The following is a 23,491-nucleotide window of genomic DNA, read 5'->3' on the forward strand; positions in this document are numbered from 1 at the left end:
CAGACGCGGGTCCATCTTGTACCGAAAAAACTTTTCACACTGCATCATGCGATGCTGTGCGCTTATGCGGTATTAGCAGTCGTTTCCAACTGTTGTCCCCCTGTACAAGGCAGGTTACCCACGCGTTACTCACCCGTCCGCCACTCAGTCAATATCTCGTCACCCCGAAGGGATCGTAAGAAATTGCTTCGTTCGACTTGCATGTGTTAAGCACGCCGCCAGCGTTCATCCTGAGCCAGGATCAAACTCTCATGTTAAAAAGTTTAATTCCGAATCAGTATAAAACTGACTTGTTTACTAATAAAGGTTTTTGTTTCGTCTTAGAAACTAAATGAATTTCAAGGATACATGTTTTAAAAACTTGTATTAATTCAAGGTTTGTTTCACTGTTCAGTTATCAATCTTCGCTTTGTTGTTGCTCTTAGCAGCAACTCGTTTATAGTATCACGATGTCGGCTGTTTGTCAACAACTATTTTGATTTATTTTTCAAAATCTTTTTTAGAAAACTCAGTGTTTTCTAAGTCGTTACCGCTTTTTGCGGAACGAATAGTATAATATCATCAGCAAACCTTTTCGTCAACACTTTTTTCGAAAAAAATTATTGTCTTTATATTCCGATAATTCGCTCAATTATGTTGGTTTCATATACCAATGTTAGTATGGGCTCTACCTGAGTTTTTTCTATTATAAGACTGCCCAGTTCTGAAGCTGGAAAACAGTCTGCTAAATACATGCAGACCCAGGTGATCAAGATGCCTTCGCCAAAGCCTGCTATTATACCAAGAGTTTTATTTACTCCTCGTATTCCTGGTACCAGGCCAAGGAGGGCTATTACTTTACTAAGTAAATATAGTGCAAGGGTACCTGCTATTACACTTATAACTATAGAAATACCATGTATCGCTGTCTCGCTTAACTCATGGGAGATAAGCTGTATAGTTGTATCTATAGAAGTCTCGATAGTCTCATCCAGCTTTTCCTTAACAGATGGGGGAACCAGCTTCATAACAGCATCTGTACCTGTCCCCTCTTCTTCCTGCTCAGATGATTCGTATTTATCTTTTAGATGTATGACTATACTTTCCTGAACCATGGTAGGTATTGGTGTATTAACATTAAGATAGTCAGAAACAACCCCGCAGGCAAAATTTACAAAACATATAAGGAATATCCATGATACAAGACCATAGATTATCCTTAACATACCTCTTTTTGCCCCTCTTATAATGCAAAAGAGCATTAATACTATGAAGACTATTAATACAGGGTTGCTAACCAAACGCTCAACATATTCCATATTATTTCAATCCTATCTCTTCTGTTCTGCTTTCTTCTATTAAATAGTACCTTCTGGATGTGGCTCCAGGTATAACACTGTATACCTTCTCATCAAATGTATATTTGAATTTCTCAAATCCCTGAAGATTATAAATAGATATATTATTTCCGTCGCTTAAAAGGACCTCATTATTTTCCATCAAGGAAATATCAGTGAAACTCTCTGTAATTTCCTTAGTGGTAGTTTTAAGACCATATAAGTTGTAAACATTAAGCTGGTTTACAACCGTTCCATCTTCTAATGCTTCCTCGCAAACATATCCAAAATGGGTATTATTATAGAAGATGCTCTTCATTTCCTCTGAGACATTTATTTCCTTGGCTACTGTTGCCCTGAGGTTGTTGTTAAAGACAATGATCTTTTTATCTGCAAATGCTAATGCTTTATCTTTATTAACAAATTCCACTTTTGGAATAAGGGTGCCAATATAGGTATAAGTAGCAACTATATTATCTACCTCTTCTTTTCCCTTATCTGTAAAGTCATAGAAAACAAGCTCAGAAGTGATATCGCCACCATTAACATTAATAATTGAAAGAAGTAATTTGGTTGCATCAGAAGAAAGGGCCATAGAAACAGGGAATCCTCTGTTCTCTGGGTGGATTTCACCTGATACAAGCAATGTTCCTGTTTTATCGTACATTTGGATATAGCTGGTGTTATTCTCCTGAAGCAGAAGGGCTACTGTACCCTGACCAGCAACTCTGGCATCGATAACAGGTATATTTGTGGAAATTTGGTTTACAAAACCCTTGTTAGAAAAAATATCTACCTCACTACCCTTTTTATCGTAGGCAATAATGTAATTTTCGCATGTATCGATAGCAGGATTAGTCATATCATAAGTATAATTCCAAATCAGCGAGCCGTCATAAGATGTATAAAATATGCCGTCTCCACTATATTTAAGAATGTTACCCTGGAAACTGCTATAAGTACTTTCGCCTGTATCTACTCTTTCCCATGTCTTGATTTCTTCATAATCATCATAGGTGCTGATAATCTTTATTACGATTACAGCTACGATGCTTAGAATCAAAAGAATGATTAAAAAGATATATCTTTTCTTAGGTGGAGTGTAGTCATCCTCCGGTTCCTTTCTCTTTAAAATCGGTTCTTCCTGCTGTTCATCTTCTTCAGTTTGTTCTGGTATTTTGATTATTTTAAAATCTTCCATTATTTCTCTCTTATCTCAATTCCCTAAAACTAAAGAAATGGGCTGCAGATCACAGCCCATATTTCTCAATTAATATGTAAATATCGCTACCTGATATGGTGCAAGTGGGAATGCTGCCGAATACTCTCTTCCGTCACATTCCTCTTTTCTTGGAAGAATAACCTCTGGGATTTTTCCTCCATTTCCACCGTATTCTTTATCCTCACTGTCTAAAATGAGCTTCATTTTTCTATTTGTAGGAACACCAACGCGATAATCCTCGTAATTCATTGGTGTCATGTTAATTACAAATAACAAGTCGTTCTTTCCATTTTTTGACTTACGAACGAAACTAAAAATGCTTCGATAACCATCATTGGCATTGATCCATTCAAAACCGGCCCATGATACATCCTGCTCATACATCGCTGGATACTCTTTGTAGATATGAAGAAGCTTTTTAAACATTCTGGATACATGTCTATGATTTGGATTGTCCAACACGTACCAGTCAAGCTCTCTTGCTTCGCTCCATTCAGTACCCTGGGCAAAATCCTGACCCATGAAAAGAAGCTTCTTTCCAGGATGGCCCATCATAAATGCATAACCTGCCATAAGGTTTTTGTATTTATCTACCTCAAGACCTGGCATCTTCGCAAGCATTGAGCCTTTCAAATGAACTACTTCATCGTGGCTCAGCACAAGAATATATCTCTCTGCCTCATTATAACTCATGGCAAAGGTCATTTTATTATGATTATCTTTTCTGAAATATGGATCCAACTTCATGTAATCGATGAAGTCATGCATCCATCCCATGTTCCATTTATATGAGAAGTTTAATCCTCCATCTTCAACATCACCTGTGATCTTAGGCCATGCTGTAGACTCTTCGGCAATCATAACCACACCTGGATTTCGTCCTCTGATAAGTGTATTAATATGTTTAAAGAACTCGATAGCTTCGAGATTTTCATTGCCGCCATGCTCGTTTGGAATCCACTGACCTGGCTTCTTGCCGTAGTCTAAGTAAAGCATAGATGCAACAGCATCTACTCTGAGGCCGTCGATATGATAATGCTCAACCCACTGTAAAGCACTACCAATAAGGAAATTCTTAACCTCTGATTTGCCGTAGTTGAAAATCTTTGTACCCCAGTCAGGGTGCTCACCCTTTTTAGGATCTGGGTATTCATATAATGGTCTTCCATCAAAATCAGCAAGTCCGTGAGCATCTTTAGGGAAATGAGCTGGAACCCAGTCAAGAATTACACCGATGCCATTTTTGTGAAGGTAATTTATAAGGTACATAAAGTCGTCAGGAGTGCCGTAACGTGAAGTTGGTGCGTAATAGCCTGTAACCTGATATCCCCATGAACCATCAAATGGATATTCAGAAATACCCATCAGCTCAACATGAGTATAACCCATGTCTAAAACATATTCTGTGAGACTGTGAGCAAACTCTTTGTAGCTATAGAAGCCGTCATTTTCCTCTCTTGGATGTCTCTTCCAAGAACCTGGATGAACTTCGTAAATAGAAAGTGGCTTTTCCCAGAAATTTCCACTTTTACGCTGCTTCATCCAAGATGAGTCTGTCCATTTAAACTTTGTATTGTCATAGATAATAGACGCTGTGCCTGGGCGAAGCTCAGCGTATGTAGCATAAGGATCCGCCTTGTATAATTTTTCCCCATCCTCTGTGTAGATGAGATATTTATACAGCTGACCTTCCTTTGCTTCTGGTATAAATGTTTCGAATACACCCTGACTTTCAGGTTCTACTCTCTGCATGAAATTTCTGGTTTCATCCCAGTTGTTAAACTCTCCAATAACTGCAACTCTGCTGGCATGAGGTGCCCATACATCAAAATAAAAGCCGTTATCTTTGCCCTTCTTACCCTTGTGGGCTCCGAGCTTTTTATAGATGTCGTAATGAGTCCCCTGTCCAAATAAATAACCGTCTAAGTCTGTAAAATTACTCATGCCTTGTGCTCTCCCCTAATTATTTATTATTTGTCAAAATCCTTCTCTTTCAAGATGATATTGCCATCTCTGTCATATTTTGGCTTGTTGAAGAATCCACCTCTTGTGGACTTTTCAATAGCTCCATCCATAATCTCTGCGACTTCCTTGATAGTAGTAGCATGATTGTATCGACCAATAAGATTGATTCGGTTGTATAATGCCAAAACACCCATATCATCGATGGTGCATCCTGCTTCATATGCATAAGTTCTGGCGAAGGAAACTAACTCATCAATAGTAAAGGCTGGAATAACAATTTTTTCTGTGAAACGCTTTGCAAAAGAACTATCCTTTGAAAGTGCCTTTTCAACACCTCTTTTGTTATCCTCAATGATAAGAATAGTGCCTGTGTTATCCTGCTCCATAAGGAGTGAAAGTGTAACAGCTGTTTCCTTTGAAATCTCGCCTGCTGTTTCGATGATAAGACATCCACCCTGAATCTTTGAATAAAGCTTCTGGATGTCCTTCTCATTAAGCTTTTCGCCGGAAATCTTTCCGATTCCACCCTTTGGATATCCTGTTTTCTTTTCAAGTACCTTTATGATGCTGGTAGCCATCTGTGTCTTTCCTGAACCTGGCTCGCCAACAATAACAATATTTCCACCCTTTAACTCAGGCTGCTTGATTCTCTCTACAGCACCTGTAAGAACCTGCACAATACTTTCTTTCATTCCGCTGATTGGAAGGAAATATGAGAAGGTCTCTAAATCTTCAGCATCAAGATTGTAATCTGGAATTTCTTCCTTTATAGCGTTTGAAAGGACGCTTTCATCAACAAGCTCTGCTATTTCCTGAGGCTCGAGCACGTTCTCTGAAATGATTGGAAGCTCTTCCTGAATCACTTCTTCCAGCTCTGCTGCAATCTCAGGTTCATTTTCAATCATAGCTTCAGATTCTGGATAAACCTCAACTGCGCTTTCTGAATAGCTTTCAGAAGCCTCTGGAAGCTCGGCTAACAAATCCTCTGGTATCTCGATAATTGGAAGTTCTATGTCATCGATGTTAATCTCTGCTTCCTGAATATCAGTAGTATCAACAACTGGCTCTTCTGGAATTTCCTGCTGTATTTCCTCCTGAATCTTATCTTCCTCACCGATAGTTAATCTATCGATTTCCTGCTGCAACATTTTATTTACATCAGCAATCAGTTCTGATGCTTCTTTTAAATCCACTTCGTCCTCTTCTCCCTCGTCTAATATAGGTGGCTCCCAATTTGTTGTATCATTAAGAACCTCTCCCGCTGCCTGTACAATTCCGCCGGCTGCTGCAGCACCAAAAACTGCTGCTCCATCCTCAGCCTTTACAATTGGAATATCAATAGAGCCAAGCTCTAAGCCGTCAACGCCAAGCTTTGGAATTGAAAATCCTGCTTCTTTTTCTTCCTCAACAGGCTCCTCTTCCTCTGAAGCTGTCACTTCTTCTGGAATCTCTATCTGTGGGGCTACCTCTTCAACAGGAGCTGCTGTGGCTACAAAATCTGTATTTGAAAGGTATTCCTCTTTAAGTAAGTCTGAGGAAGTCATACCTGCGTTAAGCTTTGACATAGCTCCCTCGAGACGATTAAGGACATTATTTGCTTCTCTAAGAGCCTTTGCTCTTGCGCTTTCAAGCTCTTTTTCCTTTGCATCTTCCATAGCTGCTTCTGCAGCTCTTTTTGTCTTTTCCCACTCTGCAAGGACATCTTCGATTGTCATCTGACCTTCGATTTGTTCCTCTGTCTCAGTGCTTTCATCGTCAAGGATAAGGCTAATCTGACCGTCATAGCCTTCCTCAAGATACTGCTGGAAAGTGTCGTTTACAGAGAATTTGTCTGTTTCCTCAGCTACAGGAGCCTCCTCTTCAGTTACCTGAAGATATGGGATTTCTTCCACGAGAGTCTTAATAGCTTCTACATTTTCACTAACCTCTCCTGTGTCTGTGGCCTTCATGATTTCATCGATACTCTTTTTAATTTCTGCCTGAAGGTTAATAGTGTCGAAACGCTCTGGACCTTCTGGAAGCTTTATATTTGCAATAGCAGGGAGGATCTCACTGGATTCTGCCACTGGCTTAGGTGTGATTTCTACAATTCCGTCTTTCTTCTGCTGGAGGCTACGGTATTTATCCTCCTGAACCTTATCAAGTGGCTGGTAAAGCATCTTAAGCTCAAGTGCTCGTTCTACAACCGGGCCATCGCCAAACCAAAGAATGATTTCATCGCAAAGGCTGATACATTTATCTGCCTGGTTTGTCTTGTGATATAAATAAGCAAGCTCATAAGCCCACTCCTCGATAAAATCATTTTCCTTGAGCTGCTCAAGGATAGTGATAAGAGTGGCTGAGTCTGCACCTTTAGCTGTATTAATATTATATTTCAGGATATATTTGAGACTATCGTGAGGAGCTATCTGTACAAATTCGTTGTAGTACTCCTGAGCTTCGTCTAATTCCTTTAATTTGATGGAAATCATACAAAGCTTGTACAGAATCATTCTTCCGATAGGAGAACGCTCATGGGCAAGCAAAAGCAAGTCCCTTGCCTCATCAATTTTCCCTGCAGCTTCATAAGATTCACTTCCTGCGATAAGGTCATTGATGTTGTGGACTTTTCGCCAATTTATGGTATCGGCAATTGCCATTGCATCAGCAAATTTATTATTTGAGACGAGAGATTTCATCTCTTCAATTCGATTTCTGTATTCCATTTTTTCCACTACTTTATTCTCCAAAACTACATACTTATAGTTATAAGAATTTTATCATACGTTAAATCTAAAATCAAAAAAACCGGGATGAAAATCCCAGTTTTTAGATTATTATTTTGTATTAGATTTTTTATGTTTAATGCCTCGTCTTCGAGCCTTTTTCTCTTCATCATGGAATGGTGAATAAGGCACCAGACTATTGTTCTCAATGTCTATATGATCAAGAGAAATATATTCAGATGTCTCCTCTGGGAAACCGCGGCGCTTAACCATATATCTGGCAAGCTTGCCTGCTATGTAGTAGATAATGGCAACAATAGGAACGGCAATGAGCATTCCCCAGAATCCGAAGTATCCTCCACCTAAAACAACGGCAAATACTACCCAGAAAGATGATATACCTGTGGAATCCCCAAGAATCTTTGGACCTATAAGATTTCCATCTATCTGCTGCAAAATAAGTATAAATATCAGGAAATATATTCCCTTCTTAGGCTCTGTCAGGAAAATAATCAATACCGTAGGAACGGCACCAATATATGGACCAAAAACAGGAACGATATTTGTAACACCAATTATTGCTGATACCAGTATTGGATAAGGCATCTTCATAATCAGGCAGCTGATATAGCAAATGATACCAATTATTATGGAATCAATGATTTTTCCAATGATAAAGCCATAAAAGATATCTCCTGATTTTCTGCTAATCTCTAAAATGATATTGGCATAATCAGGCTTGAAAAGTCCGCAAATAAGCTTTTTGGCCTGACCCTTAAACATCTCCTTTGAAAGAAGAACGTAAATGGATACAAATGCGCCAATTATCAGGTTAATAAATATCTTTCCGATAGAGAGCACACTTGATGTGATGGTGGTCATCATTTTAGACTGATCATAATCAATGTACTGCTCAAGAAAATCCAGTCCTTCCTCCATGAGGTCACCAATTTTATATTCCTTTGCCTGCATGAGGGCTTCTTCATATTTGCCCTTGGTTACATAATTACAGTAATCCAGTACTGCTGCAGCCTGGTTATCGATATGATTGGCCAGGTAGACTATTGTATTTATAAGATTTGGCAGCACGGTAGCAATTATGTATATAACCACTCCACCAAGAACTACAAGGGAGATAATTGATGAAACCACCCTGTTGACTCTTTCTGCTGTCTGTGGGTTCTTACAAATAAATTTGAAAGGTTTGTCTAAACGTTTCTCTAAAAAGACCATCAGCGGATTCATGAGAAAGGCCATGGCAAATCCCATAAAAATCGGCTGAACTACGGTTAAAAGGTGGTCAATAGCCAGGGATACACTTCGATTATTCTTAAGAAGGAAATAGAAGATAATGATAATGAATGCCGCATAAATGTAGCCTCTGATCTTCTTTCTTCTAAGTTTTTCCTCTAATTCATAGCGATCCTCTGGCATATTACCCTCCCTAAATAACTACTGTCGGTTGTAGTTAATTAAGCATCCCTTAAGGATGATTTCTCTTTCGTCATCTGTAAGCTGGCCTAATGTCATTTCGAATTCCTTAAGACCGTCTTCTTTAACAACATAAGCCTTTATTGTCTCTGCCTTGTTAACAACAGCATCCTTAATTCCAGGAATGAAGAGGAAATCAAGATTCTTGAATGGAAGCTCTCCCTCTGGAATAACGAATGGAAGCATACCCCAGTTAATAAGGTTTGAACGATATCTCTTTGTAGCGTATTCGTTGGCAATGTTAGCCCATCCACCAAGTACCTTCTGACATGATGCTGCCTGCTCTCTTGCTGAACCATCACCTGGCTTTACAGCAAAGATAGTAGAACCTACACCGAAGTTGTCATGGTTAACATCTGGATAAGTCTCTTTTACCTTGTGAACAATTTTCTTTAATTCTGGAACTGCATCTCCAGCACACTCACCAGCCTCTAAAGCCTTCTGTGCCTTCTGGATATTTTTAGCTCTTCCTACGTACTCTGGGTCCTTTCTTGACAATGTAAATTCTGCCAATCCAAGAGGATTAGAGCGGTAAGAAGATGTCTCTCCTGAAGGAATAAGCTCATCAGTAGTTGTAACTGGGTCGTGGATTTCTGATACAACCTGAAGGAATAAATTCTCTGGAAGAGCACTCATCTTTGGCCAATCTTTAATGTTTGGACCGAAGTGAATCTCTGTCTCAGGCTCAGCAACACCATGAGAATCAAATACACGGTTAGCATAAATTCTTCCGTCAAAGTGATATTTTGGCTTGCTGAAATCAACATCGATATCTGTAGCTGCTGTAAGGTAACCCTTATTAGCTGCTGTAGCTGCAATTGAACGTGCATCCATAAGAGCAACTGATGCAATCTGACCATTCTGAAGCTTAGAACCTTCGCGGTTAGGGAAGTTTCTAGTAGAGTGGCGGATTGAGAAGCCGTTGTTAGATGGAGTATCACCTGCACCGAAGCAAGGACCGCAGAATGCTGTCTTAACAATAGCACCTGTGCTCATAAGGTCTGCAACTGCACCATTCTTAACAAGCTCCATATAAATTGGAGTAGAAGCAGGATATACAGAAAGAGTGAACTCATCAGGTCCGATGCTTGTTCCACGAAGGATATCTGCCGCATCACAGATGTTTTCGAATCCACCACCGGCACAACCAGCGATGATACCCTGATCTACATATAATTTTCCGTTTCGAACTTTATCCTTAAGAGAGAATTCTACCTGACCATCAAGAGAAACCTTTGCTCTCTTCTCACAGTCATCAAGAATATCCATAAGGTTGGCGTTTAATTCTTCGATTGTGTATGTGTTGCTTGGGTGGAATGGCATAGCAATCATAGGCTTAATCTCATCGAGATTAATCTCGATCATGCCGTCATAGTAAGCAACCTGTCCTGGATTAAGCTCCTTGTATTCTTCCTTACGACCGTGAATCTCGTAGAACTCCTCAGTCTTTTTATCTGTTGTCCAGATAGAGCTGAGACATGTTGTCTCAGTAGTCATAACATCTACGCCAATTCTGAAGTCCATAGAAAGGTTTGCAACACCAGGACCAACGAACTCCATAACCTTGTTCTTAACGTAGCCCTTATCAAATACCTCGCCGATAATTGCAAGAGCAACGTCCTGAGGACCAACACCCTTTCTTGGTGTACCTGTCATATAAACAGCGATAACACCTGGCATAGAGATGTCATATGTCTGATTAAGAAGCTGCTTTACAAGCTCTGGACCACCTTCGCCCATAGCCATTGTTCCAAGGGCTCCGTATCTTGTGTGTGAATCTGAACCAAGAAGCATCTTTCCGCCGCCGGCCATCATTTCACGAGCAAACTGGTGGATAACTGCCTGATGAGGTGGAACGTAGATTCCGCCATACTTCTTAGCGCATGTGAGACCAAACATGTGGTCATCCTCGTTTATAGTACCGCCTACTGCGCAAAGTGAATTGTGACAGTTTGTAAGACAGTATGGGATAGGAAATTTCTCAAGGCCTGAAGCTCTCGCTGTCTGAATAATTCCTACGTAGGTGATATCATGGCTTATAAGCTTATCGAATTTAATCTGAAGATTATCCATATTACCAGAGGTATTATGATCAGCTAAGATTCCATATGCCATAGTAGCCTGATGTGCTTGGTCTTTAGTAACATCGAGGCCTGTAGCTGCTTTAATAGCGGCAGCTGCCTCGTGACCGTCTTCTACGATCTGTGTGCCATTAACTAGGTAAACTCCGTTGTTGTAAAGCTTCATTCCTTAATTCTCCTTTTGTTTCTAGTGCTTTTTTCCAAAAAGACCACCAAGGCCTTTTTTCCCAGGTTTCTTCTCCTCGGTTATAGACTCTTCCTCCTGCCACTTAAAGTACTCAGCGTCCAAGTCTTCTGAGGATATTCCATTCTCCTCCCCGGATATATCACCAGCACTAAGGTCTTGGTCATCGTCTATTGCAAGACCTGCCTGTGCAAAGTAATCTTTGTTAATACGAATCTCAGGTGCAGAATACTTTGGCGCATCGAAATCCTCCTCTGAGCCCTCTGCTTTTTCCCTGAGTAATCTCATATTTTCTTCATCAATAAGACGTAGGTATTTCTGTGTATCAATCAAATCATTGAGATGACTCTTGAGCTCAATCTGGTTAGTCTTAACAGCTCTTGTCTCCTCTTTGATTTTCTTTATTGCCTCATCATATATCTTTGAAACAGCATCCTGAGACTCTTTTAAAGCCTCCTGCAAGTTATCAAGTGCCTTGTCTGTGTACATGATGGAAGCAGCATAGATATCCTCAGCCTTTCTGGTGGCCTCGAATACAATATCATCGCCTTGCTTCTGCATTTCACGGTTGGCTTTGTCACGACTCTTAACTGTAAGCTCGTGTTCCTCCATCATATCGTACATGCAGCTGTTTAATTCCTTTAATAAATCCATCATGGCATTTTTGTCCACGATGACATTTTTTGTGCTTCCTTCGAATGGCTGTGCCTTTGAAAACAGCACGTGCATATCTCTTAACACTTTTTCGGTTCTGTCCTGAGCTCCCATATTTGTCCCTCTTAATTATTTATAAAAGTATATAAAAATACCGAGCCGCTACTTAAGATATCAATTGGTAGCCACCCTGATGGCACTCCCTCCAGGTGCCCCCGCGTCAGATGAGCGGGCCTACTTAGTGCTGCTGCATTCCTGCCCTGACACGATTCATAGGTGCCCATTACGCAGGACCCAAAGATCAGCATACCACCAAGGTAGCCGCCAAATGATATCTATATTTTGCTATGCTCGGAGCCTTTATTCTATGAAATAAAGGCGCTTTTGTCAATAAAATACCTTTATTACATTAATTGATTTTTCTGTTCTCTAAGTTCTTCAAAGAATCTGGTCATCATTTCCTTGCATTCATCGCCCAATACATTAGTCTCCAAATCACATACATGATTGAACTGATGCATCTGAAGAATGTTTAAAACTGAGCCAGCGCATCCCGCTTTTGGATTCATGGCACCAACCACGACTCTCGGAATTCTCGCCTGAACTATAGCACCTGCACACATCTGACATGGCTCAAGTGTGACATACAATGTACAGTCCTCTAATCTCCAGTCACCAGTCTTCTTGCATGCTTCTGAGATAGCTGCTATCTCCGCATGGGCAAGCACGCTCTTATCGGTATTTCTGCGGTTGTATCCTCTTGCTATAATCTTGTCATCCCTGACAATTACGCAACCAATTGGAACTTCGTTGATATTGTAGGCCTTTTTTGCCTCTTTAAGGGCCTGCTCCATGTATTTCTCATATGTCTTGAGATTTTTCTTCTCAAGCTTTTCAGCCTGTTTTTGTATTCTTCTCTCCTGACGTTCTTCTTTTGACAACATGGATTTTCCCCTTCCGTTTTGCTATACTTTTACTATGAAATAGTAATTATAAAAGCTATTTTATGTTAACACTTTTATCAATAAAAGGGAATGATTTATGCTTATACTAGGCCTACAGAAAACTACTCTTTTAGATTATCCTGGCAAAGTTGCCAGCACTATTTTCACCGGCGGATGTAACTTCAGATGTCCTTATTGTCATAACAGAGACTTGGTGATTCCACCTTCTGATGTCATGGCATATTCTGAGGAAGAGATTTTCACCCATTTAATCCAAAAGAAAAAAGTTCTGGACGGAGTATGTATTACAGGAGGAGAGCCTACTCTACACAAGGATTTACCTGACTTTATCGCAAGAATCAAGGAGATGGGTCTTCTGGTAAAGCTTGACTCCAACGGTACTAACCCTGAAATGATAAAAAGTCTTGTAAATAATGGCCTTATTGATTATGTGGCCATGGACATAAAGCACTCCAAAGAAAAATATAATACCATTGCATCCATGAAAAGTTTTGATTTGGCGGCTATAGAAGAATCTGTAGATTTCCTGAAAGAAGGACATATCGACTACGAATTCAGAACCACTATCATGAAGGAATGTCATAATTCTGAGGATATGGACGCTATCGGCAAATGGCTCCAGGGTGCAAAGGCATATTTTCTCCAGAGCTACAAAGAGTCTGAGCAGGTTATTAATCCTATATTCACACCTCACTCAGCAGAAACTCTTGAGAGTTTTGTAGAATTACTTAAACCATATATACCTAATACACATCTTAGAGGAATCGATTAAATTTCTTTAAACCGGAGGGTAGTATGAAATTTGAAATTGAGACTGAACGACTGTTATTAAGGGTACTGACTAAGCAACAAGCGGAAAAAGTGCTGGAGTTTTACTGCAGAAACCGTGATATTTTCGAGAAATACGAGCCTGTTATGGGTAATGATTTCTATACCGTTGCTCATCAAAGAAAAATATTAGACTTTGAATATCAGAATATCATGAAGCTATCTATGCTTCGCTATTGGATTTTTGAGAAGAACAACCCAAATCAGATAATAGGAACTGTCAGTTTTAGAAATATTGTAAAACCAATCTACGAAAGCTGCACTGTTGGCTATAAGATGGACAGAGAGCATATAAATAAGGGATATTGTACTGAGGCTTTAAATGCAACAATCCCTGTGTTGGCACACGAGCTGGGCATTCATCGATTTGAAGCTTTGATTTTGCCAGACAATGATCCTTCCATCCATATGATTGAAAAACTTGGCTTCAAATATGAAGGCATCCTCCGGGATAAGATAATTATCGGCGGAGAACGCCTTGATCACTGTATGTATGCCTATCTGGCAGACAATTAACTATTTAAGAATTTTACTACCATGAGGTGGGAGCACCACATCATGGTGTTCACCTCTATAATCGAAGCTTAAATTCTGCTGATTTCCAGTACTATTCAAAGCTACAATTACATATTCATCACCTAAAACTCTGGCAAATACCAGAGTTTCATTTTTTACCTGAACCTCTTCGTATAGGCCTGTTTTAAGGGCTTCCGAACTCTTTCTCATCTCAGCCAGAGTCTTAATATGTTCCACTAAATCAGGGTTACTCATCTTTTTGATATCAATTGCAGGTCTTAAGGCATAATCTCCCTGGCCGGCATTTTTATCTCCCTCAATGCCAAACTCACTGCCATAATAAATTGATGGAAGACCTGGCATAGTGAAGAGAAGAGTGTATACAGGGAAGATATTATCCTTCTCATTCAGGAGGGTGTAAATTCTGTTTACATCATGATTATCGATAAAGTTATACAGGTATTTTCCCTGATAAAGTCCTCCCTGCCCCCATTGACGCTTCATGGCGTAATTGATTTCGAAGTAATTATGGTCGTTGTGAGAAGAGTAGATGCCTTTCCAGCATTCGTAGTTTGTTACAGCATCCAGCATTTCATCGTTTACATAAATGTTATAATCGCCATGGATAATCTCGCCCATAAGCCAGAAGGTAGGCTTTTTCTCCTCTGTAAAATTCTTTAATCTCTTGAAAAAGTCTCTTTGAATACAATCTGCTGCATCCAGGCGCAAACCGTCTATGTCAAATTCATCTATCCACATTGCCACTGCATTTAACACATGGTTATTCACAGCTTCACACCAATAATTCAACTTTACCAACTCCTGAGCACCTGCCCAGCAGTCATAAGAAAAACCATCGTTATACCAGTTATTTCCACCAAAGTTTAAGCCAGATATCCACTCTTTGTACTCGGAAGCCTCCCTCTTTTCTTTAACATCTAAAAAAGCTTTATGACCTCTGCCTACGTGGTTGAAAACTCCGTCTAAAACTACCTTTATATCCGCTTTATGACAAGCTTCAACGACCTTTTTAAAATCATCGTTGGTTCCAAGTCTAGAGTCCAGCTTATAGTAATCGTTGGTATCATACCCATGAGTGCCTGATTCCCAGATTGGGCCCAGGTAGATAGCATTAATTCCCAGATTCGTTAAATGTGGAATCCAGTCGATAAGCTGTAAAATCCTATTTCCAGCAGTCTCTTCACCTTTATTTTCCCTAGGGCAATCAAATGCTCCTATTGGATAAATATGATAAAAGATACTGTTTTTAACCCAACTAATGTCTCTCATGGTGCCCTCCTTAATTTTAATACTCATGTGTCAATTATTTAAAAAGGCGAGACTAACCTGTCTCGCCTTTTTGTTACAACAATATTCCTGATTTTTCCTTACTAATTTCGATTTTCTCATTTAACAATTTGAATGGATGGTATAGTACCAATCCGATGAATACAGCTACTCCAACGTAAATCAGTAGCGTCAGCATACACTGTTTATATGTGTCATTGTAGAAGCCTCCAATGCACTCTCTAACAGCATTCATTGAATAATTAAATGGCATAAATCTGTATAACTGCTGGAATACATCTGGAAGAACTTCTATTGGGAATGTTCCTCCCGCACCTGCTACCTGGACAACCATCAGGATAACAGAAAGCGCTTCTCCTATATTTCCAAAGGAGTATGTAAATGAGTATAACAGCAAAGAGTAAACAAATGATGTCCAGGCACAGGCAGCCCAGAATAAAAATCTGTCTTCACACTGGATTCCCACAAAAAGGAATGCGCCAAGCACTGTGATAAGTGTCTGAATCTGGCCTATTACACAAGTGGTAAAGAATCGGCCAAAGAAGCATTCCCAATTCTTTAGATTTCTATAATTCGAAGTATCCTTGATTGCAGTTTTTAAAATGGTTGACATAATCAACGCTCCAACCCATATTGAAAGGACAATATAAAATGGGGCAGTCATGGAACCATTATTTTCTACAGGGTAGATATATTCATTATCTACTTCTACCGGACTACTTATGAAGTCTGAAAGCAGGTCAGGATCTGAACGAAGAAGCTCCATTATTCTTGTATAAGCATCACTATTGCTAAGGCCCTTGATTTCATCAATTAACTTAGAAAGCTTCTTTTCCATTATCACAGCTTCATCTCTAGCTTTTTCTAATCCACTGCTAGATTGAGACAATATAGCATCATAATCCTTCAGATTAGCAACTACTAAATCAATGCTACGGGTATTATATTTCAAAAGCTTCTTAACCTCTGCAATAGATGAAGATGCAGAATCAATTGACTGCTGGGCTAATGGAGATATCAACGAACCATAATCATTTCTTAGCTCTGCTGTTTGACCTAAAATACTTCCAGCATCCTTGACAGTTCTTTGTCTGATATCCTCTAAATTTGCGGCACTATTTTTTTCAGCTTCTACAAATTCCTGTAAGTCTTTTCCAAGATTCACAAAGCTCTCGTTAACTGAATTTGCAAGTGTAACATACTTTTCTGGAACAAACTGACTATACTTTATTATCATTGCATATAGTCCATTGTTACCATCCGTACCACTCCAAACTGTATTTGCAGCGTTATATATATTTAGAACTGTTGGTCCAACTGCTGGTCCACCTATTTTATAGTCTGAAAGAGCTTTATTAATAGCACTTAGATTTGAATCAAAGCCTGCCAAATCCTTATTAATAGCATTTACTGCTTCATCGGTTTTATTCTTTGCATTTTGTACTTTTTGCTTCACTGATGGATTCTCATTCTCTGCAGATTGAACCATTGCCTCCGCAGTTTTTGTAATTGATTTTGCTGCATCAACAGCTGATTTTCCTGCATCAGTAACTTCTTTTGTGGAATCAACAAGAGCAATATATGAATCCAATATTACTATTATTCCATTTAAATCCGAATCAAGTCTTTCTAGCTTAGCGATTCCCTTACCTGTGATATTACCCTGTTCATCAAGCGTAGAGAAATATTCTCCAGCCTTTAATAATACCTCAGCTACAGTTCCTACAAATGCGTGATCTACTTCTCTTTCAATAGTGGTCTTTACCTTACCAGTAATCTTTGGGGCAATGGCATTCTTCTTTTCATTTTCGTAGTAGGTTATCTTTGGATTTTCGATATCTCCACCTAGAAAGCTTATCATATCTGCGCTAAATTGCTCATCAATAACAAGAGCGGCATAATAATCACCAGAATAAACTCCTGCTACCGCTTCCTCGGCATTATCCGTAAATACCCATCCAATTGTATCGTTTGCCTGTAATCGACTGATTATAATATTTCCTACATTAATCTCTGCACTACCAATTAGAATTCCCTGGTCTGAAGATACTACAGCTACCTGAAGATTCTTTGTAGCATCTGGACCATATGGATCCCAATTAGATAGAATATTGAACCACGCATACAAACAAGGGATTACAGTCAAACCAATTATGACTACCATAGCTACTACATTAGTAGATAATCTTTTTATGTCTGATTCAATTATCTTTAATATATTCTTCATTTTTTAAGTTTATCTCCCACGGTTTGAATATCTTTTTTTATCCCTTCCTGTAATTCCTTCTTTTCCTTTCGTATCTCTTCCTTCTCTTTTCTTATCTCATTTTTAATTTCTTTCTTCTTATCTTTGATATCTTGAACAACTTCTTTTCTGACTGCATTGATATCATCAAGGCCCTGAACAACCTCGTGTCCTATTAATGCTTTATTTTCGTCCTCATCGATAATTCCAAACTCCTTTAATCTGGCTTGCAGTTTGAAATCCATATATTCAATATATAAAAGGTAAAAGGAAATCCCAAATAACGAGATTATCCATAACAATAAAAATACTAACTTTGAACGATTACTTATAAAACTGATTAACAAGAACACAAGAGGTAAAAAAATGTTAACCTTCAGGCCTACTCGTATTTTTTTCTGATTTTCTAAATGTACTTTTTCTTGAATATCAAAAAATTTATCGTACATTTCTTCTTTTTGATTCATACTCCCTCCTAAGGATTTTACATCATCTCTGTGTCTTCCATTCTTTCTTCCATATAGTGATTGATGTCTTCAAATGGAATCTGAATAAGTAATCCAATTATTAAAGCCACAATCATAAACATTCCAAGACAGATGAAGTTTTTCAAATAATCATATTCATACATTCCACATAAACATTCTCTAATCGCGTTGATTGCATAAGGGAATGGGAAGAATATGTATACCTTTTTAAAGAAATCTGGTAACAACTCAATCGGATAAGTTCCAGAACTTCCTGCTATTTGTATAACTACGATTACAACAGATAAAGCTTTTCCTACATCTCCCCAAGTGACAACCAGTGAATAGATAAATAGTGTAAATGTAGTTGCGATAACTGAGCCTGCAAGCATGAAATACCAAGGATGTACACACTGAATATGCAACAGGAATAAGTCTCCTACCACAATAATCACTGCCTGCAATTGTCCTAATATCCAATAAAGGACATATCTTCCGAAGAATAATTGTCCTACGGACGCATCTGGATATTTACTCTTATCTGGTTTTACCTTGATGATAGCTGTAAGTATTAATGCTCCAACCCAAAATGCTAATGTTGAATAGAATGGCGCAACAGCGGAGCCATAATTTTCAATAGGGTAAACAGCCTCTGTTACAACATTAACTGGTGTAGAGAAGAATTTGCCATATGCATCCGGATCACCTGATAATGCATTAACTATCGCCTGAATTTTATCTCCATCACCAACTTTATCTACCTGATCTATAACTTCAAGAATTCGTCCGTTTATATATGCAATAGCCTCATTTGTTTTGTTAAGACTTGTATTTGCAGCATCTACAGTATTATCAATAGCTGTAAACATAATCATTAGATTACCGAATGTGTCTCCAACCGAATTAAGCATACTGTTTGTGCTATTTAAATCATTTGTGAGATTATCAAGATTCTTATTAATCTTTGGAACCAGCTCATTATTGTATTTTGACTGTAAGCTATCTGTGTGTTTTTTTATTTCAGATACTTGTGCCTTTAAGTCTTCTTCCTTATTCTTTGCTAAGTCTGTAGCAATGACTGGTCCTTTATTTATGATTTCTTCCTTGCCCCACTGAATTAACTCATCTGTGGCGTTCTTGATTTCATAGGCTTTTTTACCAGCATCAATATAATCGCCATAGCCTTTTGCTCTTAGTATATTCTCTAGTGCATTTATTTCCTCACTATAGTCATTGTAAGCTTGCTTTGCCTCATTCTTAGCTATAGTCTCTGGATTAATTTGATCTAATGTAGCCTTTAACTGTCCAACATCCTTTGCTATATCAGCAAGATTAGTTGTTAATTCTTCAACATTATTAGTAGCCTCTGCTGCTTTTAGTTTATTTTCCATATCTGCCAAAGTGCTGTTCATCACTTTAAGCATGTCGTTCACATCATTAGAATAACTATTAAGAGTAACCTCTGCATTGCTAGCTGTTTTTGCTGAATTCTTTACAGCATCAGCACTTTTTCTAGCCTGGTTTTTTAAATTATTTGCATCAGCCTTTGCCACCTTAAGAGATTCTTGTAGCTTTGCATCGTTTTCTATGATTTTCTTTATTGTAATTTGCTGTTCAGTAAGATCTGCACTTAATTCTCTAAGGCTATCTACAGCTATGTTGATATCGTTATCTTCCTTGATTTCTTTCGAAACCTTTCCTGCACCTGAAACAACTTCACTTACAACCACTTCTGTAAAAGCTACGTTGATATTATTCTGCAGTGATTGAACTACTGTATCTGATATCTTTGTTGCTACTGGATTTTTCTTTTGATTTTCATAGAAATGAAGAGTCGGACGTTCTACATCTTCAGTCAGAACATTGTACATGTTATAGGAAAAATCTTCATCAATAACAACTGCAGCATAATACTCTCCACTATTTACACCTTCTATAGCTTCGTCTGAAGAATCTACAAACTGCCAATTAACCGCGGTGTTTTCATGAAGATTATCTATAATAGTATCTCCTTGATTATGATATTTACCCTCGTCGTCTGTATACCCCTTGTCCAAGGATACTGCTGCAAGCTTTAATGCACCTGTATTACCATAAGGATCCCAGTTAGAATATATATTAAACCAGGCATACAATGCTGGAAGAAAACATATTCCAATTACTATTACCAGTGCAAAGAAATTTTTACACAGACTGATTATGTCATCAAAAAATATTTTTCTTATGTTTTTCATACCTATTCCCTTTAATTTAATTCTTCAGCATTGCATATTTTTATATTATTTCTGCTCTGCTGCTTTACTTCATATAGCATTTTATCTGCACCCTGCAGATACGCAAAAAAGCTGTCACTGCTATTTGGAATGCCCCAGCAAATTCCCTGAGAAATCGTTACTCGATTGTCTGTAAGGGAAAATTTGTGTTCTACGTTGGCATTATAAATGCGGCGACGCAATTCACTGGCTTTTTCCATTGATTCTCTTGATGTCAAACCCTCATAGATGATTACGAACTCATCTCCACCGTACCTTGAAACAAAGAGATTCTCCTCGGCAGCCATACTAATTAGAGTATTTGCTATAAATCTAATACAATCATCGCCTGCCTGATGTCCGTAGTTATCATTAAACTGTTTAAAGAAATCTATATCCAATATTTCAACAGCTATGCTTGTATTATTCTTTTTTGCACGTTCAAAAGATTCGTCACTATACTCATTTAACTTTAATCTATTATACATCCCTGTTAATGGGTCTGTCTCTGAACGTTTTTGCAAAAATGTATTCTCTTCCTCTACTTTTTTATTGATTTGTGTAAGCTCGATATACGAATTACGCATAACAATCATGTCGCTTACCATCAATCTGTTTTCTCTCTCCATAAATTCTGAGAGCTCGAAAAATAAAACAGAGGCGATTTTGTATTCCTCTATCTGTCCAACTCGACGATAGTATCTGATTTTCAGGGTCAAAAGCTTACGTTCAAGATTTTTAATCAAGGTATACTTGGTCAAATCATCAAGAACCATATATGCCTTAAAGAAATCATCGTATTTTCCAGTAGAAAGAAGCATATCGAGATAATCGTAAAAATCATCGAATACGTCCATAATAGGCATATTTCCACTGGTATGAATATTTACCATGTCAACCCAGTAATCTCTTGTTTCTTCTTCACCGATGGCATTATGAACCCGGGCAAAAAAGCAGTAGATTACAATCTTATCCATATCCTGAAGATATGGGATACATTCTGTTTTTAATTTCTTCTCGATTTCAAGATAATTTACTCTAGAATCCAGCTTAAGATAAGCCCTTCCAAGGCCTAAGAGAACAGCAGTAAGATTCTCTAAAAATCCTTCCATATTCCTGTGCTCATTAATATATGCATAAGCTATTTCAATATGGGATATAGCTTTATTAAATTCTTCAATGTTGAGATAAAGTGAACCCAGATTAAGATGGATTATCCATTCAATATCCGGAAGTGTATAATCCTGGCATATGCTAATAGCCTTGATGAAATAATCAAGGGCAAATGGGGCATTACCTCGGTTAAGAGATACGATACCCAGCATATTATTGGCCATAGCAACATAGCTCCATTCTTTTGCGTTTTCCAATGGAGCTATAGATGCGCTCATTTGGGAATAAAAATTAGATGCGTCGTTAAGAAGATAATATGTTTCGCCTTTTGAAAAATAAGCATAACCCACCAAGGCATCGTCTTTCATGCTATTTCCGTAAGACAACAGACGATCACAAGCTGAAATCAATGCCGATGAGTCTTTTCCCCTATTTTTTTGAATCTCCCCTATGAGAAGCTGGACTTCTCTGTTGTAGGTCAGGACATCCATAAATACCCAACCCCCCTGTTGTGTATTGTTACATCTCTTTCAAGATGTTAGTAAGCCTAGCAAAATCCTCTAAAGATAAACTTTCTCCTCTGACTGTTGGAATAAAACCTGCCTTTGCAATAGCCTCTGCAATCTGTTCCTTTGAATAGTGAAGACCATTGCTTAATCCATTTTGAAGAGTCTTTCTTCTCTGATTGAAAGAAGCTCTAATAATCTGGAACAAAAGCTTTTCATCACATTCCACTGGTGGATTGTTGTGACACTTAAGTGTGATGACTGTGCTTGTAACCTTTGGCTGTGGCATGAAGCAGCTTGGTGGTGCATCACATACTATTTGTGGATTAGAGTAGTACTGAACAGCGAGAGAGAGGGCACCGTATTCCTTTGAACCAGGGCCTTCCTGCATTCTGTCAGCTACTTCCTTTTGAATCATGATTGTTATTGATTCCAGAGGAACATGGCTTTCAAATAATCCCATGATAATAGGTGTGGTGATGTAGTATGGAAGATTGGCTACTACCTTAATAGGCTTTCCTCCATTCTTTTCTTCAGCCAGTGCCTTAATATCTACTTTTAAAATATCCTGATTGATTACAGACCAATTTTTATAAGTTGAGAGAGTATCATCAAGGATTGGAATAAGAGTTTTATCAATCTCTACTGCAACAACCTCTCTGGCCTCCTCGCAAAGGCGCTGGGTCATTGTGCCGATACCAGGACCAATCTCAAGGACGAAATCATCCTTTGTGATACCTGCTGCTTCAATGATATTATCAAGAATATTGCCATCTATTAAGAAGTTCTGGCCGTATTTCTTCTGGAAAGAAAAGCCATGAGCTTCCAAAACAGCCTTTGTATAAGTTGGATTACTTAAATATGCCATTATTAATTCCTTTTTGCTTTTGAATATATTCTAAGAGCGTTCTCATAGGTAATACGTTCTACCTCTTCAACTGTAACACCCTTTAATTCCGCGATTTTTTCGGCCACATAGCTCAAATAAATAGAGGAATTGCGACTTCCTCTGTGTGGTTCCGGTGCCATGTATGGACAGTCTGTTTCAAGTACAATGCTTTCAAGTGGAATAGCTTTCACTGTCTCTACAATCTTCTTGCCATTTTTGAAGGTAATAACACCTCCAACTCCAATATACCACCCCATTTTTACATATTCTAGGGCGATTTCTTTAGAATAGGAGTAGCAGTGTACAATACCTTTATTTTCCTGGGTATTATACCTCATAATTGTGTTTAAAGTGTCTTCTGCGGCGTCTCTTGAATGGATAACTACTGGAAGATTAACCTCTTTTGCTATTTCCAGCTGTCGATCGAACCATTCTCTTTGCTTGGCTCTGCCTTCCTCATCCTTTACCCAGTAGTAATCGAGACCTATTTCACCAATAGCCACAACTTTTGGATTAGATGCATTGGCTTTAATCCAGTCTAAATTTTCCTGTGTCATATCATCCATTTCTTCTGGATGAATGCCAAGTGCTGCATAGACATTATCGTATTCTTCAGCAAGCTTAAGACTGTCTTTACAACCTCTGAAGCTTGCGCCTATGTTTACAATATTTCCAATATTATTTTCTCTCAATAAATGAGAAAGAAGTTCGACTCTATCCTGGTCGAACTTCTCATCATCATAATGAGCATGTGTCTCAAAAATCATATGACTATCTCCCGCCT

General features: G+C 38.5%; 17 protein-coding genes, 1 rRNA gene and 1 other RNA gene. 2 read left to right on the plus strand and 17 right to left on the minus strand.

Features of this window, described 5'->3' with window-relative positions; all coding sequences use genetic code 11:
- From G592_RS0106570 to tadA, 10 genes are all read right to left on the minus strand, one after another.
- Window positions 1-257: ribosomal RNA gene (locus G592_RS0106570) — 16S ribosomal RNA — on the minus strand; the annotation flags it as partial.
- A gap of 351 nt (window positions 258-608) precedes the next feature.
- Window positions 609-1,298 (minus strand): CvpA family protein, encoded by a 690-nt coding sequence (locus G592_RS0106575; RefSeq protein ID WP_028247123.1) that lies wholly within the window; start codon window positions 1,296-1,298, stop codon window positions 609-611.
- A gap of 1 nt (window position 1,299) precedes the next feature.
- Complete coding sequence (locus tag G592_RS0106580; protein WP_028247124.1) at window positions 1,300-2,517, minus strand: DUF5711 family protein; 1,218 nt, start codon at window positions 2,515-2,517, stop codon at window positions 1,300-1,302.
- A 69-nt stretch (window positions 2,518-2,586) separates the two neighbouring features.
- A complete protein-coding gene (glgB, locus tag G592_RS0106585) occupies window positions 2,587-4,482 on the minus strand; it encodes a 1,4-alpha-glucan branching protein GlgB (RefSeq protein ID WP_028247125.1) in 1,896 nt (631 codons plus the stop codon).
- A 26-nt stretch (window positions 4,483-4,508) separates the two neighbouring features.
- A complete protein-coding gene (locus G592_RS0106590) occupies window positions 4,509-7,217 on the minus strand; it encodes a hypothetical protein (RefSeq protein ID WP_028247126.1) in 2,709 nt (902 codons plus the stop codon).
- A gap of 102 nt (window positions 7,218-7,319) precedes the next feature.
- Window positions 7,320-8,642, minus strand: coding sequence for an AI-2E family transporter (locus G592_RS15840; RefSeq protein ID WP_051194796.1), 1,323 nt, complete (start codon window positions 8,640-8,642; stop codon window positions 7,320-7,322).
- Window positions 8,643-8,660: 18 nt separating this feature from the next.
- The gene (locus G592_RS0106600) at window positions 8,661-10,946 is read right to left on the minus strand and encodes a hydratase (protein WP_028247127.1); all 2,286 of its coding nucleotides are present in this window, start codon (window positions 10,944-10,946) and stop codon (window positions 8,661-8,663) included.
- Between the two features lie 21 nt (window positions 10,947-10,967).
- Window positions 10,968-11,732, minus strand: coding sequence for a hypothetical protein (locus tag G592_RS0106605; protein ID WP_028247128.1), 765 nt, complete (start codon window positions 11,730-11,732; stop codon window positions 10,968-10,970).
- Between the two features lie 40 nt (window positions 11,733-11,772).
- Window positions 11,773-11,973, minus strand: an RNA gene (gene ffs, locus G592_RS17335) — signal recognition particle sRNA large type.
- Between the two features lie 49 nt (window positions 11,974-12,022).
- Window positions 12,023-12,562 (minus strand): tRNA adenosine(34) deaminase TadA, encoded by a 540-nt coding sequence (gene tadA / locus G592_RS0106610; RefSeq protein WP_081660334.1) that lies wholly within the window; start codon window positions 12,560-12,562, stop codon window positions 12,023-12,025.
- 97 nt (window positions 12,563-12,659) lie between these two features.
- On the opposite strand from tadA, the gene G592_RS0106615 reads away from it, so the two are divergent.
- Both G592_RS0106615 and G592_RS0106620 read left to right on the plus strand, forming a co-directional pair.
- Window positions 12,660-13,355 (plus strand): anaerobic ribonucleoside-triphosphate reductase activating protein, encoded by a 696-nt coding sequence (locus tag G592_RS0106615; protein WP_028247130.1) that lies wholly within the window; start codon window positions 12,660-12,662, stop codon window positions 13,353-13,355.
- A gap of 23 nt (window positions 13,356-13,378) precedes the next feature.
- Complete coding sequence (locus G592_RS0106620) at window positions 13,379-13,927, plus strand: GNAT family N-acetyltransferase (RefSeq protein ID WP_028247131.1); 549 nt, start codon at window positions 13,379-13,381, stop codon at window positions 13,925-13,927.
- On the opposite strand, the gene G592_RS15845 is transcribed toward G592_RS0106620, so the two are convergent.
- The 7 genes from G592_RS15845 to G592_RS0106655 all read right to left on the minus strand — a co-directional run bounded on the left by G592_RS15845 (window position 13,928) and on the right by G592_RS0106655 (window position 23,474).
- On the minus strand, window positions 13,928-15,217 hold the full coding sequence (locus G592_RS15845; RefSeq protein WP_051194797.1) for an alpha-amylase family glycosyl hydrolase: 1,290 nt from the start codon (window positions 15,215-15,217) through the stop codon (window positions 13,928-13,930).
- A gap of 73 nt (window positions 15,218-15,290) precedes the next feature.
- Window positions 15,291-17,462, minus strand: a complete 2,172-nt coding sequence (locus tag G592_RS0106630) for a YhgE/Pip domain-containing protein (RefSeq protein WP_028247132.1) — start codon at window positions 17,460-17,462, stop codon at window positions 15,291-15,293.
- Complete coding sequence (locus G592_RS16965) at window positions 17,459-17,947, minus strand: hypothetical protein (protein WP_051194798.1); 489 nt, start codon at window positions 17,945-17,947, stop codon at window positions 17,459-17,461. The genes G592_RS0106630 and G592_RS16965 overlap by 4 nt, the downstream gene beginning before the upstream one ends.
- Before the next feature lie 17 nt (window positions 17,948-17,964).
- Window positions 17,965-20,181 (minus strand): YhgE/Pip domain-containing protein, encoded by a 2,217-nt coding sequence (locus G592_RS0106640; protein ID WP_028247133.1) that lies wholly within the window; start codon window positions 20,179-20,181, stop codon window positions 17,965-17,967.
- Window positions 20,182-20,192: 11 nt separating this feature from the next.
- Entirely contained in the window at window positions 20,193-21,803 is a 1,611-nt protein-coding gene (locus G592_RS16970; RefSeq protein ID WP_028247134.1) for a tetratricopeptide repeat-containing diguanylate cyclase, read from the minus strand.
- A gap of 28 nt (window positions 21,804-21,831) precedes the next feature.
- Window positions 21,832-22,686 carry a 16S rRNA (adenine(1518)-N(6)/adenine(1519)-N(6))-dimethyltransferase RsmA gene (gene rsmA, locus G592_RS0106650; RefSeq protein WP_028247135.1) on the minus strand — a complete coding sequence of 285 codons (855 nt, stop codon included), beginning with the start codon at window positions 22,684-22,686 and terminating at the stop codon, window positions 21,832-21,834.
- Between the two features lie 2 nt (window positions 22,687-22,688).
- The gene (locus tag G592_RS0106655; protein ID WP_028247136.1) at window positions 22,689-23,474 is read right to left on the minus strand and encodes a TatD family hydrolase; all 786 of its coding nucleotides are present in this window, start codon (window positions 23,472-23,474) and stop codon (window positions 22,689-22,691) included.
- Between the last annotated feature and the right edge of the window lie 17 nt (window positions 23,475-23,491).

Source organism: Pseudobutyrivibrio ruminis CF1b (assembly GCF_000424005.1).
In the GTDB taxonomy this organism is placed as follows: Bacteria; Bacillota; Clostridia; order Lachnospirales; family Lachnospiraceae; genus Pseudobutyrivibrio; species Pseudobutyrivibrio ruminis_C.

Excerpts from the sequence above, each read along its gene's own strand:
- G592_RS15845 (WP_051194797.1), bottom strand. The coding sequence starts at position 15,217 with ATGAGAGACATTAGTTGGGTTAAAAACAGTATCTTTTATCATATTTAT.
- G592_RS0106615 (WP_028247130.1), top strand. The coding sequence starts at position 12,660 with ATGCTTATACTAGGCCTACAGAAAACTACTCTTTTAGATTATCCTGGC.
- rsmA (WP_028247135.1), bottom strand. The coding sequence starts at position 22,686 with ATGGCATATTTAAGTAATCCAACTTATACAAAGGCTGTTTTGGAAGCT.
- G592_RS15840 (WP_051194796.1), bottom strand. The coding sequence starts at position 8,642 with ATGCCAGAGGATCGCTATGAATTAGAGGAAAAACTTAGAAGAAAGAAG.
- G592_RS16965 (WP_051194798.1), bottom strand. The coding sequence starts at position 17,947 with ATGAATCAAAAAGAAGAAATGTACGATAAATTTTTTGATATTCAAGAA.
- G592_RS0106600 (WP_028247127.1), bottom strand. The coding sequence starts at position 10,946 with ATGAAGCTTTACAACAACGGAGTTTACCTAGTTAATGGCACACAGATC.
- G592_RS0106605 (WP_028247128.1), bottom strand. The coding sequence starts at position 11,732 with ATGGGAGCTCAGGACAGAACCGAAAAAGTGTTAAGAGATATGCACGTG.
- G592_RS0106630 (WP_028247132.1), bottom strand. The coding sequence starts at position 17,462 with ATGAAGAATATATTAAAGATAATTGAATCAGACATAAAAAGATTATCT.
- G592_RS0106655 (WP_028247136.1), bottom strand. The coding sequence starts at position 23,474 with ATGATTTTTGAGACACATGCTCATTATGATGATGAGAAGTTCGACCAG.
- tadA (WP_081660334.1), bottom strand. The coding sequence starts at position 12,562 with ATGTTGTCAAAAGAAGAACGTCAGGAGAGAAGAATACAAAAACAGGCT.
- glgB (WP_028247125.1), bottom strand. The coding sequence starts at position 4,482 with ATGAGTAATTTTACAGACTTAGACGGTTATTTATTTGGACAGGGGACT.
- G592_RS0106580 (WP_028247124.1), bottom strand. The coding sequence starts at position 2,517 with ATGGAAGATTTTAAAATAATCAAAATACCAGAACAAACTGAAGAAGAT.
- G592_RS0106640 (WP_028247133.1), bottom strand. The coding sequence starts at position 20,181 with ATGAAAAACATAAGAAAAATATTTTTTGATGACATAATCAGTCTGTGT.
- G592_RS0106575 (WP_028247123.1), bottom strand. The coding sequence starts at position 1,298 with ATGGAATATGTTGAGCGTTTGGTTAGCAACCCTGTATTAATAGTCTTC.
- G592_RS16970 (WP_028247134.1), bottom strand. The coding sequence starts at position 21,803 with ATGGATGTCCTGACCTACAACAGAGAAGTCCAGCTTCTCATAGGGGAG.
- G592_RS0106620 (WP_028247131.1), top strand. The coding sequence starts at position 13,379 with ATGAAATTTGAAATTGAGACTGAACGACTGTTATTAAGGGTACTGACT.